Genomic DNA, 13645 nt, shown 5'->3' with positions numbered 1-13645 from the left:
ATCAGGCGATGCGGAACTCTGCGAGACCGCGAATCGGCCACTCGCCGTTGACGTCCGATGCGTCCCTGCCCTGCCGGACGAGGTAGTCGGCGAAGTCGCGTTGCCGTTCTGCGTGCCAGCCGGCCTGATGCGTCATGATGTCGAGGGCCCGCAGATTCGGGTACTCCTGCGCGAGCGTCCGGGCGAGGTGTGCGGCGGCGATCGCGTCGGCCTCGGCCTCGTGGGCGTCCTCGAGGGCGATGCCGTAGTGCTCGCACACCGCGCCCAGTGTGCGCCTGCCCTTCCGGTACCGGTCCATCTCGCGGTCGATGACGTACGGGTCGACCACGATGCCGGTGACGAGTTCGGCCAGCCCGAGGCGCAGGCCCTCGGTGTGCATGACGGTCAGGTCGTAGGAGGCGTTGAAAGCGACGACGGCATGGTCGCGGGTCCATGCGTCGTGCAGAGCCTCGCGGATCTCCCCGTACCCGGTGGCGTAGTCCTGCCCGTGGGCCCGGGCGTACTCCGTGGAGATTCCGTGCACGTCCGAGGCGCCCTGCGGGATGGGAACCTCCGGGTCGAGCAGCCACGTTCGCGACTCGAAGTGGTGAGCGTCGACGACGGCGATGCACGCGGAGACGATGCGGGCGTCGGTGGGGTCGGGCCCCGTCGTCTCCAGGTCGAACGCGCAGATCGGTCTGTCCGACCAGCTGGTCATGGGGGCCTCTCGGTGGTGATTCGTTGCCCGCCCAGTATCGGCCGCGTCTGGCGCCGGATCCGGGACCGACACGGCGGGGATCCCAGGTTGTCGTGGCCGGTCGCCGGGGGTATCGTGTCCTCCGGTCTGCAGTTCGCCGAGGTCGTGAACTGCCATTTCGAGAGAGCAAGGAGGTGTGGCGTCCGATGAGAAGCCAACCTCCGAGTACCAACTGAAACCGTTCCACCGGTAGGTGCGCGGTTTCACGGTCCGTGTTCCTCAGCGCTGTTCCGCGCTGCCCACTTTCCCTCGAAAGCCCCGTGTCATGCCTCAGCTGCGCCCGATCCGTTCCCTTCTCCCCAGCCGTTCCGCCGGTCTGTCCGACGCCGACGCCGGTCACGCGGTGACCCGCCGGCCCGTCGAACCGACGCCTGCCGAGGAAACGGTGGTCAACAGCGCCGTCTACCGCGACGGCCGGAAGACGGCCACCCCGGCCACCCTGTCCGAGGCCCTCGCGAGCCTGCCGGACGCGTCGTCGATGGCGTGGATCGGGATGTACCGGCCGAACGACGCCCAGTTGTATGCGGCAGCAAAGCAATTCGACCTGCACGAGTTGGCCGTCGAGGACGCGATCGTCGCCCACCAGCGGCCCAAGCTGGAGCGTTACGGCAAGACGCTGTTCGTGGTCCTGCGCGCCGCGCGCTACTGCGACGAGACCGAGCGCGTCGAATTCGGTGAGCTGCACGTCTTCTGCGGTCCGACGTTCGTGCTCACGGTCCGGCACAGCGAATCCCCCGACCTGTCGGCGGTCCGCCGGCGGATGGAGAGCAACCCGGACCTGCTCCGGCTCGGACCCGAAGCCGTCCTCTACGCGATCCTCGACGCCGTGGTCGACGGGTACGCGCCCGTCGTCGCCGGATTGCAGAACGACATCGACGAGATCGAGACCGAGGTGTTCAGCGGAGCGCCGGGTGTCTCGCGGCGCATCTACGAACTCACCCGCGAGGTCATCGAATTCCAGAGGGCCACAAGGCCGCTGCTCGGGATGCTGCGCGGGTTGTCGGCGGGATTCGAGAAGTACAACACCGACGAGGAACTGCAGCGGTACCTGCGCGACGTCACCGACCACGCGACGGTTGTCGTGGAGCGGGCCGACGGCTTCCGTCAGCTGCTCGGGAACATCCTCACCGTCAACGCCACCCTGGTGTCGCAGGAGCAGAACGAGGAGATGCGCAACCTGACCCAGGCCAGCTACGCGCAGAACGAGGAGATCAAGAAGGTGTCGGCTTGGGCGGCGATCCTGTTCGCGCCCACCCTGATCGGGACGGTCTACGGCATGAACTTCGACCACATGCCCGAACTGCACTGGGTCGGTGGGTATCCGTTCGCCCTGTCGCTGATGATGCTCACCTGTGCCGGGCTGTACACGATCTTCAAACGCCGCGGCTGGTTGTGAGCGAGGCCGGCTGCGGGCAGTGTCCGCAGCCGGCCGGCGCCTGCTGTCAGAGTTCGTCGACGCAGACGACGAACTTGCGCTCGGGGTATTCGTATCCGTTGGACGACGTGCTGCACGAGTCCACGGACGTGGCGCCCTGCACGATCTCCGTCACCTTCACACCGTCGACGGCCGTTGTGTCGCCGCAGTCGATGCGCGCGGGATCCTCGCCGCCGACGTCCATGCACCCGCCGATAACCCAGTCCACGTCGAGGCAGATCGCGCCCTGCTCGATGCCGCCGAGGGTTTCGTAGTAGTACGAGTCGGCGTCGCTGATGCACTGGCTGTTCTTCGCGGCCTTGGCGATCACCTTGTAGTTCGAATCGGCGCTGCCGCACACCGCCTTGTCGATCTCGGCGTCGGAGACGGTGCCGCCGAGCTTCACGCACTCACCGATCGCGACCTCGAAGTCGACGTCGCCGCCGGCGTCCTCGCCTTCCTGCCCGTCGATCACGGTGGTCGATTCGCTGGACGTGGTGGCCGCGGAGGCACCCGACTCCGGCACCGCGGTGGGAGTCGTGTCCGAACCGCACCCGGCCACCAGAACTGCCGTCGCCGACAACGCGACGACTGCGGTACACACCCGCCGAACTAACCCTGTCATGTCTGACCCCTCCGTCAGGTGACCGTCCGCCACCTGTTCCTCCGAGATGACCGTTGCCACCCCGATCGTGTCCACCGCGATTGCCGTGTCGCGCATAATTTGATTACATCGCTGTCCGATTTGCCAATCGTGGTGACAGTATGGACGGGTGGATCTCCCCGTGATGCCTCCGTTACAGCCGATGCTCGCGAAGGCTGCGTCGTCCGTTCCGGCGCAACCGGAGTCCGGCCTCGCCTGGTCCTACGAACCGAAATGGGACGGTTTCCGCACCCTCGTCTTCCGCGACGGCGACGAGGTGGTGCTCGGGTCCCGCGGCGGAAAGGATCTGGCCAGGTACTTTCCCGAACTCGTCCGGGCAGTGAAGGACGAACTGCCGCAGCGGTGCGTGGTGGACGGCGAACTCGTCGTCCCGCGCAACATCGACGGCCGCACCCGGCTCGACTGGGAGTCGTTGTCGGAGCGCATTCATCCGGCCGAGAGCCGGGTGACGATGCTGTCCGAGAAGACCCCGGCGCAGTTCGTCGCCTTCGATCTGCTCGCCCTGGGCGACCGCGACCTCAGCCGGGAGGACTTCTCCGTACGCCGCGCGCAGCTCGTCGACACCATCGGCGGCGGACCCAGCTGCCACGTCACCGCCGCCACCGAATCCAGTGCGACGGCCACCGAGTGGTTCGAGGCGTTCGAGGGTGCCGGCCTCGACGGGGTGGTGGCGAAGAAGCTGGTGGGCCCGTACCTGCCCAACAAGCGGGAAATGGTGAAGGTGAAGCACGCCCGCACCGCCGACTGCGTCGTCATCGGATACCGGCCGCACAAGAGTCAGCCGGGGATCGGGTCGATGCTGCTCGGACTGTACGACGGCGACCAGATGGCGATGGTCGGCGGTGCGTCGGCGTTCACGGCCGCGCGGCGGATCGAACTGCTCGCCGAACTCGACGAGCTGCGCGTCGGCGACGACGTGGTCGCGGACGGCGCGCCGACGCGGTGGCAGTCGGGCAACGACCGAACCTGGGTGCCGCTGCGCCCCGAACGCGTCGTCGAGGTGGCGTACGACCAGATGGAGGGTGCCCGGTTCCGGCACGCCGCGCGGTTCCTGCGCTGGCGCCCGGACCGGACGCCCGACGAGTGCACGTTCCAACAATTGGAGGTCCCGGTGCGATACGACCTTGCCGACGTCCTGGCCGGAGGTTCCTAGATGGCGAGTCCTGCCGAAGAACTCGACGTCGACGGCGTCGCCGTGCGGCTGTCGAACCCCGACAAGATCTACTACCCGAAACTCGGTGCCGAGGGCGGCACGAAACGGCACCTGGTGGAGTACTACCGGACCGTGGCACTCGACGGTGCGCTGCTGACCGCCCTGTTCGATCGGCCGACGCATCTGCAACGGTTCCCGGACGGGATCGAGGGCGAGGAGATCTACCAGAAGCGGGTTCCCGCGAAGCGCCCCGACCACGTGGAGTCGTGCGAGGTCACGTTCCCGTCCGGCCGCAAGGCGGATGTGCTCCGCGTGCGCAGTGCCGCGAACATCGTGTGGGCGGCGAACCTCGGCAACATCACGTTCCATCCGTGGGCGGTCCGGTGCCCCGACGTCGATCACCCCGACGAACTGCGCATCGACCTGGACCCGCAGCCGGGAACCGGATTCGACGACGCCCGGGCGGTCGCGCTGGACGTGCTCCGGCCGCTGCTCGACGAACTCGGTCTCGTCGGCTACCCCAAGACGTCGGGCGGCCGCGGGCTGCACGTGTATCTCCGCATCGAACCGCGCTGGGATTTCATCGAGGTGCGGCGCGCGGGCATCGCCCTCGCCCGGGAGATCGAGCGGCGCAGCGGCGACCGGGCCACCACGTCCTGGTGGAAGGAGGAACGCGGCGAACGCATCTTCCTCGACTTCAACCAGAACGCCAGGGACAAGACCATCGCGTCCGCCTACTCGGCCCGCAAGACGCCGATCGCGACCGTGTCGACGCCCGTCACCTGGGAGGAACTGGTGGACGTCGACCCCGACGACTTCACCATCGCGACCGTGCCCGCGCTGCTCGCGAAGCGCGGCGATCCCATGGCGACCATGAGTGACGTGGCGCAATCGCTCGACGTGCTGCTGGAGATGGCCGAACGGGACGCCGCGAACGGTCTCGGAGATCTGCCGTACCCACCCAATTACCCGAAAATGCCGGGGGAACCCAAGCGGGTACAACCGAGTCGGGACCGAGACCGCAAATAGCCGGCGCTCACGTAGGCTCGGGACGGTCGGGTCGGGAACAATGTGAGGTCGCCATGGAACGTACGACAGTCGGTACTGCCGGACTCGTCCTCGGTGTCGTCGCGACGGCACTCGGGGCCCTGATGATCGCGCCGGCCACCGCGTCGGCCGTGTCCCTCTCCTGTGTGTCCCCACCGGGCCGGGGTGACACCACGGTCGTCGACCGCACCGCGTGCGGGGCCAACGCCGATACGAGCAGCAATTCGGCGGCGTTCGGCACGGACGGTGTCGGGTTCGCCGACGCAGCCCACGCGGGAGCGGCGCTCGGCGCCGGCCTGGGCGGCGGTGTCGGTGCCGCCGAGGCACGTCGCGGCGCAGTCGCCGCGGTGGCGGTCGGGCCCCAGAGCGTCGCCATCGGAACGGTCGACAGTGCCGGTCCCGCGCTGGTGCTGAGCGGTCCGGGAGGGCAGGCGCTCGTCGCGGATCCGGCCAAGGGCGTGGTGTGCGCCGGTGGACCGTCGCTCGCGATCAATTTCCTTGCAGGTCAAGCGTGTCTGAGCGACGGCATAACAGTGTGGCGGCTTCCCTGAACGGCACCCCGGTCCGCGTCGTATGGTGACGGTAGTCACAATGGGCTGACGCAACTGCCGTAGGAGATGCGGCAGCGAGATCGGAGGTGGTCGATGACGACCAGCGTTCGAGTTCCCCGGCCCGCGTCCGTGCCACGGACGGAGTTGCACGTGGATCCGCGGTTCCTGCCGCTCGCCGACCGATTCTTCGCGATGTACCGGCAACCACAGCACGGCGGCGGGGCGCTCACCGCGTACTTCCGGGGTGAGAAAGTCCTCGACATCTGGGCGGGCTGGGCTGACCGCGACCGCCGATGGGACCGCGACACCGTCGCCCTCTCGTTCTCGACGGGAAAGGGTGTGGCCAGCACGGTCGTCCACCGCCTCGCCGAGCGCAGGCTGATCGACTACGACGCGCCCGTCGCACGCTACTGGCCCGAGTTCGCCGCGGCAGGCAAGGACGACATCACGGTCCGCGAACTCCTCACCCACCGGGCCGGACTGCACAAGGTCCGGGGCCTGATGCGGAGCCCGCTCGATCTCCTCGACTACGACGCCGTCGTCCAGGCCCTCGCGGCCACCCCCGCGGATCCGCGCAGGCTGCGCGGTCCCGGGTATCACGCCGTCACCTACGGGTGGCTGGTGGCCGAGCTGATCGCACGCGTCACCGGGAAGCCGTTCGTCCAGGCCGTGCAGGACGAAATCGCGGGCCCGCTCGGCGTAGACGACTTCTGGTATCAGGTTCCCGGACAGCACCGTCCACGGATCGCGAAGCTGTTTCCGCACATCAACCCGGCCGGCCTCAACTGGGAGCTCACGTCGAACGTGCTCTCGCTCGTCGGCCCCACCCGGGGCCTCGCCGAGGCGGCGATGCCCCAGGGGTTCGACGTTCTGGTCCGGAACCCCGCGGTGTACGACGCGGTGATGCCCGGCTGGAACGGCGTGTTCAGCGCGCGGGCGCTCGCGCGCATGTACGGCGCCATCGCAAACGGGGGCAGGCTGGACGGACACCGGTTCCTGCGCAAGGCCACCATCGCGCAGATGTCGCAGGTACAGACCCACGACCGCGACTACGTCCTCGGTATCCGGCCGCAGTGGTCCCTCGGCTATCACCGGCCGATCCTCGCGTCCCGGGAACAACCGCGGAACGCGATCGGGCACTACGGCGTCGGCGGGTCCGGTGCCTACGCGGACCTCGACAGCGGACTGTCCCTGGGCTTCGTCACCAACCGCCTCGGGAGTTCCCTCACGGCTCTCGGCGATCTTCGTCTGGCCCGGCTCGGTGTCGAGGCGCAGGCGATCGTCCGGAACGGCAAGTAACCACGAAAGGAATCCCGATGAGTGATCACGTGTACCGAGTTGTCGAGGTCGTCGGTTCGTCGAGCGACAGCACCGATGCGGCCATCGAGAACGCCATCGCGCGGACCAACGAGACCGTGCGCAACGTCGAGTGGTTCGAAGTCGTCGAGACCCGGGGTCACGTCGAGAACGGCGCCGTCGCGCACTACCAGGTCACGGTGAAGGTCGGATTCCGTGTGGAGCCTGGCGACGCGGTCTGACACCGCGCACGGTTCTCGCGCAAAATTGGAACACGTTATAGTCTGGTGTCACATCTCGACGTCGGACTGCGCGTACTCAGGTAGGGGAGAACCGTGGCTTATGTGATCACGCAGCCGTGCTGCAACGACGCCTCGTGCGTCGACGTCTGTCCGGTCAACTGCATCCATCCCACACCGGACGAGAAGCCGTTTGCCACCACGGAAATGCTGTACATCGACCCGGACACCTGCATCGACTGCGGGGCCTGCGTCGAGGAGTGCCCGGTGGAGGCCATCTACGCGGAGAACGACCTCGACGAGGTCGACGAGCCGTACCTGGACATCAACGCGCAGTACTACACCAAGCACCCCATCGGCCCCGACTGGCCCGAGCCGCTCAAGCTGCCCCAGATCGATGCGGCCCTCGGCACACTCCACGTCGCGGTCGTGGGGTCGGGTCCGGCCGCCTGCTACGCCGCGATGGAACTCACCGCGAAGCCGCGCGTCGAGGTCGACATCTTCGACCGCCTGCCCACACCGTACGGACTGGTGCGCGCCGGTGTCGCGCCGGACCATCCGGGCACCAAGGGCGTCACGGACCAGTTCCGCTCCGTCGTCGGCAAACGCACGGTGCACTGCCACTTCAACGTGGAAGTGGGCCGGGACGTCAGTCATGAGGAATTGCTCGCGCACCACCACGCCGTCATCTACGCGGTCGGTGCGGCAGGCGACCGCACGCTGGGCATTCCCGGCGAGGATCTGGTCGGCAGCCACGCCGCCACCGAGTTCGTGGCCTGGTACAACGGTCATCCCGACTACGCCGACCGCACGTTCGACCTGTCGGGAGAGCGGGCCGTCATCGTCGGCAACGGCAACGTGGCACTCGACGTGGCCCGCATCCTCGTCACCGATCCGGAGATCCTGGCGAAGACGGATCTCGCGGAGCACGCCCTCGAGGCCCTGCGGGCGAGCAACATCCGAGAGGTCGTCGTTCTCGGCCGCCGGGGCCCCGCCCAGGCCGCCTACACCAACCCCGAGCTCCTGGCGCTCGGGCGCATGCCGAACGTGGACATCGTGGTCGACCCGGAAGAAGCGGTGCTCGACCCGGCGAGCCGCGCGTTCATCGACGGCGACGAGGCCGAGCCGTCGCAGCGCCACAAGGTGAGACAGGTCGAGGAATTCGCCCGGCGCACCGCCGATCCGGCGAAGAAGCGGATCGTGCTGCGTTTCCTGACGTCACCCGTGGAGATTCTCGGCACCGACACCGTCGAATCGGTTCGCATCGCGAAGAACGAGTTGGTCACGGACGCATCCGGCAGGCTCAGCGCCAAACCCTCCGACGTCACCTCGACGCTGGACACCGGCCTGGTGCTGCGCTCGATCGGCTATCGCGGCCAACCGGTGGCCGGGATCCCCTTCGACGACCGGCGCGGCGTCATCCCCAACGAGAACGGCCGGGTGATCGATCCGGAGACCGGCGCTCCCGTGCCCGGCGTGTACGTGGCGGGCTGGATCAAACGCGGGCCGACGGGCGTGATCGGCACCAACAAGTATTGCTCCGCGGAGACGGTCAGGATGCTGATCGACGACTTCTGCGCCGGGCGGCTCGACGCGCCCGCCGAACGCGAGGCCCTCGACCGGCTGATCGCCGAGCGTGCACCCGACGCCGTCGACTACCAGGGCTGGCAGCGGATCGACAAGACCGAACGCGCCGGGGGCAGGGCGGCCGGTCGGACGCGCACCAAACTGATCACCATCGAAAGCATGCTCGCCGCCGCCCGCGCCGAGACCTGATCGTGAGCACTTCTTGACCGCTCGGTGACACCACCGCCTCGCAGGCCGCGGAGCGGCAACGATTGCGGGCAAATTGCTCGTGGCCGGATGATGTGTGTTAATGGCAGTGCGCGATTGATAGGTCCGTCGGGGACGCGCGTTGCACACGTCGTCGAACGAGAGTGGTCATATGGGCAAGTCAGGAATCGGATTTTCCAGGAACAAGCACTGGTCTTCGCGCGTCGCCGTCGCACTGACCGGGGCCGTCGTCTCCGGAACTGCGCTGGTCGGGGCCGCACAGGCCGCACCGCTCTTTCCCGGTGGACCGGAGATTCCGAGTCTTCCCACCCTTCCCGGGCTGCCCGGCGCGCCGCAGCTGCCGCTTCCCGAGCCGGCACCCGCGCCTGCGAACTTCTCGGCTCCGTCCCTCAACCCGGGCGCGGGCGAGGTCGTGGGTGTCGCGCAGCCGGTGATCATCCGCTTCAACGAGGCGATCGGCGACCGCGCCGCCGCCGAGCGGGCAATCAAGGTCACCACCAGCCAGCCCGTCGAGGGTGGTTTCTACTGGATCAACGACAGCCAGGTGCGCTGGAAGCCCACCGAGTTCTGGCCCGCGAACACCGAGGTCACCGTGGATGCCGGCGATTCGCACTCCACGTTCACCATCGGCGACGCGCTGGTGGCGACCGCGGACGACAACACCAAGCAGATCACCGTCACCCGGAACGGCGAAGTGGTCAAGACCATGCGGACCTCGATGGGTAAGACCGATCACGAGACGCCGAACGGCACGTACATCATCGGCGACAAGTTCCGCGACATGTACATGGACTCGTCCACGTACGGTGTCCCGGTCGACTCGGCCGAGGGGTACCGCACGTACGTCGAGTACGCCACCCGCATGTCGTACAGCGGCATCTTCGTCCACGCCGCACCGTGGTCGGTGGACGCCCAGGGCAACACCAACGTCAGCCACGGCTGCCTCAACGTGAGCACCGAGGACGCCAAGTGGTTCTACGAGAACTCGAAGAAGGGTGACGCCGTGGTCGTGCAGAACACCGCGGGCGGCGTGCTGAGCGGCTCCGACGGACTCGGCGACTGGAACCGCTGACCCCGATTCCCACCGCGTTCTTCCCGTAGCCCGCACAGTTCAATGTGCGGGCTACGGCAATTCACCGGCTATTCGTCATCGGTCGTCAGACTGCCGCAGTGAGATCGAGTCCGCAACGTTTCCTGCCGTCGCCGGGAAAGCAGGGACTGTTCGGGCGTCCGTGGCGGGACTACGCGTTGTTCGCGGCGCTGGTGGGTCCCAATCTGGTTCTGCTCGTGCTGTTCACCTACCGGCCCCTGGTCGACAACATCCGGCTGTCGTTCTTCGACTGGAACATCGCCGACCCCGTCGCCACGTTCGTCGGATGGGACAACTACCGCGAGTGGTGGAGCCGGCCCGACACCTGGCAGATCGTCGGGAACACCGTCGTCTTCACCGTCGCGACCGTGGTGGGATCGATGATCGCCGGTCTCGCGCTCGCCGTGCTGCTGGACCGTAACCTGCACGGCCGCAACCTCGTCCGCTCGGCGATCTTCGCGCCGTTCGTCATCTCGGGCGCCGCGATCGGCGTGGCGTTCCAGTTCGTGTTCGATCCCCGTTTCGGGTTGATTCAGGATCTGCTGCACCGTGTCGGGGTCGACTCCGTCCCCGACTTCTATCAGGACCCGCACTGGGCGCTGTGCATGGTGACGGTTACCTACCTGTGGAAGAACCTCGGCTACACGTTCGTGATCTACCTTGCGGCACTGCAGGGCACGCGGCGTGAGCTGACCGAGGCCGCGGAGATCGACGGGGCCGGCAGGTGGACGACGTTCCGCCGGGTCATCCTGCCGCAGTTGCGTCCGACCACCTACTTCCTCTCGATCACGGTGATGCTGGGCTCCCTTCAGGTGTTCGACATCATCAACGTGATGACCCGGGGCGGTCCGCTCGGCACCGGAACCACCACGATGGTCTACCAGGTCTACAACGAGTCGTTCCGCAATTTTCGTGCCGGCTACGGCGCCACCGTGGCCACGATCATGTTCCTCGTCCTGCTCGGGATCACCGTCTACCAGGTGCGGATCATGGATCGCGGTGAGGTCCGGTGACCGCGGACACCCTGCGCGAACAGCGCAGCACGGAGGTGCCGGTGACGGCAGACCCGGCCCGTGACCATCGCCGCCGGGAGGTGCTCGTGACGGCCCTGGGATACGCCGCGATGGTGGCGGTGCTGGTCATGGTGGCCCTGCCGCTGTACTGGATCGTGATGACGTCCTTCAAGGATCGCCCGGACGTCTACACCCTGCCGGTCACCTGGTGGCCCGGCACCTTCCATCCCGAGAACTACTCGGAGGCCACCACGTCGGTGCCGTTCTGGACGTTCCTGCGCAACTCCGTGATCATCACCGGGGTGCTGGCCGTCGTGAAGTTCGCACTCGGCGTGTTCAGTGCCTACGGGCTGGTGTTCCTGCGGTTCCCGGGCAAGAACGTCGTGTTCCTCGGCATCATCGCCGCCTTGATGGTGCCCAACCAGATCACGGTCATCTCCAACTACGCACTCGTCGCCGAATGGGGCTGGCGGAACAGCTTTCACGGCATCATCGTTCCGCTCGCCGGGGTCGCGTTCGGAACGTTCCTGATGCGCAACCACTTCCTGTCGATACCCACCGAGATCGTCGAGGCCGCTCGGATGGACGGCGCAGGCCACTTCCGGCTGCTGTGGCGGGTGATCCTGCCGGTGTCGGGGCCCACCATGGTGGCGTTCGCGATCATCACCGTCGTCACCGAGTGGAACGAATACCTGTGGCCGTTCCTGATGGCCGACGACGCGTCCGTCGCGCCCCTGCCGGTCGGGTTGACCCAACTCCAGAACAACGACGGGCTCACCAACTGGTGCCCGGTCATGGCGGGAACGGTACTCACGATGCTGCCGATTCTCGTGGTTTTCCTTGTGCTGCAACGGCACATGATCAAGGGCCTCACATCGGGTGCGGTCAAGGGATAGCGGAGAACGAGGAGAGACATGAATCGGATGAACCGTCGAGGATTCCTCGAGCTGGCGGGCGCGGTGGCCGCCGGCGCCGCGCTGACGCCGCGCTGACGGCGTGCGCCGGGTCGGGGTCGGGCTCGTCGGCGACGTCCGGCGCGAACACCATCACGTTCTGGTCCAACCACCCCGGCAAGTCGCAGGACGTCGAACGGGAACTGATCAACCGGTTCGAGGCGAAATACCCCGACCTCGCCTTCCTCCCCGCGTCGGGCGCGCCGGGCTGCCCGACCGGTGGCGCGGGCCTCGCGATTCCGGCGCGGATCTCCGACGAGCGGAAGAAGAACGCGCTGACGTTCAGCGACTTCGTGACCAACGGCGAGAGCACCGCGTACTTCTCCCAGAACGTCGGGTACATGCCCGTCCGCAAGTCTGCTGTCGAGGACCCGAGCATGAAGGCGTACCTCGACGCGAACCCCAACGCGCGCACCGCCGTCGACCAGCTCGCGAAGACCCGGTCGCAGGACTACGCCCGGGTGTTCGTCCCCGGCGGTGACCAGATCATCGGCACCGGACTCGAGCAGATCGCGCTGCAGAACGCGGACGTGGCGGCGACGTTCGCCGGTGTCGGGACACAACTCCAGCAGATCATCGACCGCCAGATCACACCCAAGCTGCCCCAGTAGGAGGAGAAGGAATTTTCATGGCCCACGTGCAGTTCGCAGGTGTCACCCACCGCTATTCGGGAGCCGATCGACCCGCGGTCGATCGGCTGGACCTCGACATCGCGGACGGCGAGTTCCTCGTCCTCGTGGGTCCGTCCGGGTGCGGTAAGTCGACCAGTCTGCGGATGCTGGCCGGCCTCGAAGCCGTCGAGGCGGGCCGCATCGAGATCGGCGGCGCCGATGTCACCGCGCTGCCGCCCAGGGCGCGGGACGTGGCCATGGTGTTCCAGAGTTACGCGCTGTACCCGAACATGACCGTCGCGGACAACATGGGTTTCGCGCTCCGCAACGCCGGCGTCGGGAAGGTGGAACGCACCGCGCGGGTGCTGGAAGCGGCGCGGATGCTCGAACTCGAGCCGCTGCTGGATCGTAAACCGGTGAAACTGTCCGGCGGGCAACGTCAACGGGTCGCGATGGGCCGGGCCATCGTGCGGCACCCCAAGGTGTTCTGCATGGACGAACCGCTGAGCAACCTCGACGCCACGCTGCGGGTGAGTACCCGCTCGCAGATCGCGGGTCTGCAGCGCCGGCTCGGCACGACCACCGTGTACGTCACCCACGACCAGGTGGAGGCCATGACGATGGGCGACCGGGTGGCGGTCATGCAGGGTGGGCGCCTCCAGCAGGTCGCCCGGCCCCGCGATCTCTACGACGACCCGGTCAACACGTTCGTCGCCGGTTTCATCGGCTCGCCCGGGATGAACCTCATGGACACCCCGATCCGCGACGGCGTCGCCGAACTGGGCGGCCTGCGTATTCCCGTGCCGCACTCGGCGATCGGGGACGGCTCCGTGATCGTGGGGGTGCGCCCGGAGTCGTGGACGCTGGTGGGGTCGTGGCGTAAGGACTCGTACACGGTCGACGCCGACCTGCTCGAGGAACTCGGGGCGGAGTCCTTCGTGTACGCGTCCGGGACGTCCGGGAAGGTGGTGGTGCGGGTGGACCGCACCCGCACCGTCGCCGCGGGGGAGAGGGTGCACCTGCAGCCGAAGCCCGGTGCGGTGTACTTCTTCTCCGCGGCGACGGGGAACCGTCTGCGGTAGTC

At 67.5% G+C, this 13645-nt stretch carries 14 protein-coding genes and 1 pseudogene; 13 read left to right on the top strand and 2 right to left on the bottom strand.

What is annotated here, in order from left to right; all coding sequences use genetic code 11:
* Position 1: 1 nt before the first annotated feature.
* Positions 2-697 carry a 3'-5' exonuclease gene (locus JVH1_RS10785; protein WP_043781131.1) on the bottom strand — a complete coding sequence of 232 codons (696 nt, stop codon included), beginning with the start codon at positions 695-697 and terminating at the stop codon, positions 2-4.
* Positions 698-1001: 304 nt separating this feature from the next.
* Here JVH1_RS10785 and JVH1_RS10780 point away from each other — a divergent pair, with 304 nt between their 5' ends.
* Positions 1002-2132, top strand: coding sequence for a magnesium and cobalt transport protein CorA (locus JVH1_RS10780; RefSeq protein WP_005253068.1), 1131 nt, complete (start codon positions 1002-1004; stop codon positions 2130-2132).
* Positions 2133-2178: 46 nt separating this feature from the next.
* Here the strand turns inward: JVH1_RS10780 and JVH1_RS10775 are convergent, their stop codons facing one another.
* A complete protein-coding gene (locus tag JVH1_RS10775; protein ID WP_009478140.1) occupies positions 2179-2871 on the bottom strand; it encodes a hypothetical protein in 693 nt (230 codons plus the stop codon).
* A gap of 52 nt (positions 2872-2923) precedes the next feature.
* Here JVH1_RS10775 and JVH1_RS10770 point away from each other — a divergent pair, with 52 nt between their 5' ends.
* From JVH1_RS10770 to JVH1_RS10715, 12 genes and pseudogenes are all read left to right on the top strand, one after another.
* Positions 2924-3967, top strand: coding sequence for an ATP-dependent DNA ligase (locus tag JVH1_RS10770; protein ID WP_011597343.1), 1044 nt, complete (start codon positions 2924-2926; stop codon positions 3965-3967).
* Positions 3968-4996, top strand: coding sequence for a DNA polymerase domain-containing protein (locus JVH1_RS10765; protein WP_009478142.1), 1029 nt, complete (start codon positions 3968-3970; stop codon positions 4994-4996).
* Between the two features lie 53 nt (positions 4997-5049).
* Positions 5050-5565: a DUF6764 family protein gene (locus JVH1_RS10760; protein ID WP_009478143.1), complete on the top strand. Its 516-nt coding sequence runs from the start codon at positions 5050-5052 to the stop codon at positions 5563-5565.
* A gap of 93 nt (positions 5566-5658) precedes the next feature.
* Positions 5659-6864 carry a serine hydrolase gene (locus JVH1_RS10755; RefSeq protein WP_043781135.1) on the top strand — a complete coding sequence of 402 codons (1206 nt, stop codon included), beginning with the start codon at positions 5659-5661 and terminating at the stop codon, positions 6862-6864.
* 17 nt (positions 6865-6881) lie between these two features.
* Positions 6882-7103, top strand: coding sequence for a dodecin (locus JVH1_RS10750; RefSeq protein ID WP_009478145.1), 222 nt, complete (start codon positions 6882-6884; stop codon positions 7101-7103).
* Between the two features lie 93 nt (positions 7104-7196).
* Positions 7197-8876 (top strand): FAD-dependent oxidoreductase, encoded by a 1680-nt coding sequence (locus JVH1_RS10745; RefSeq protein ID WP_043781138.1) that lies wholly within the window; start codon positions 7197-7199, stop codon positions 8874-8876.
* A 169-nt stretch (positions 8877-9045) separates the two neighbouring features.
* Positions 9046-9966: an Ig-like domain-containing protein gene (locus JVH1_RS10740; RefSeq protein ID WP_009478147.1), complete on the top strand. Its 921-nt coding sequence runs from the start codon at positions 9046-9048 to the stop codon at positions 9964-9966.
* A gap of 122 nt (positions 9967-10088) precedes the next feature.
* Complete coding sequence (locus JVH1_RS10735) at positions 10089-10997, top strand: carbohydrate ABC transporter permease (RefSeq protein WP_192817863.1); 909 nt, start codon at positions 10089-10091, stop codon at positions 10995-10997.
* A complete protein-coding gene (locus tag JVH1_RS10730) occupies positions 10994-11893 on the top strand; it encodes a carbohydrate ABC transporter permease (RefSeq protein WP_043781142.1) in 900 nt (299 codons plus the stop codon). Before JVH1_RS10735 ends, JVH1_RS10730 begins: the two co-directional genes overlap by 4 nt.
* 18 nt (positions 11894-11911) lie before the next feature.
* Positions 11912-11989 carry a twin-arginine translocation signal domain-containing protein gene (locus JVH1_RS10725; protein WP_371113090.1) on the top strand — a complete coding sequence of 26 codons (78 nt, stop codon included), beginning with the start codon at positions 11912-11914 and terminating at the stop codon, positions 11987-11989.
* Positions 11990-12006: 17 nt separating this feature from the next.
* Positions 12007-12561 (top strand): annotated as a pseudogene (locus tag JVH1_RS10720) (extracellular solute-binding protein); the annotation flags it as partial.
* Positions 12562-12578: 17 nt separating this feature from the next.
* On the top strand, positions 12579-13643 hold the full coding sequence (locus JVH1_RS10715; protein ID WP_009478149.1) for an ABC transporter ATP-binding protein: 1065 nt from the start codon (positions 12579-12581) through the stop codon (positions 13641-13643).
* Positions 13644-13645 lie beyond the last annotated feature (2 nt).

Source organism: Rhodococcus sp. JVH1, from assembly GCF_000280725.2.
Taxonomy (GTDB): Bacteria; Actinomycetota; Actinomycetes; order Mycobacteriales; family Mycobacteriaceae; genus Rhodococcus_F; species Rhodococcus_F jostii_A.
This window is presented reverse-complemented; position numbering and strand designations above follow the sequence as displayed.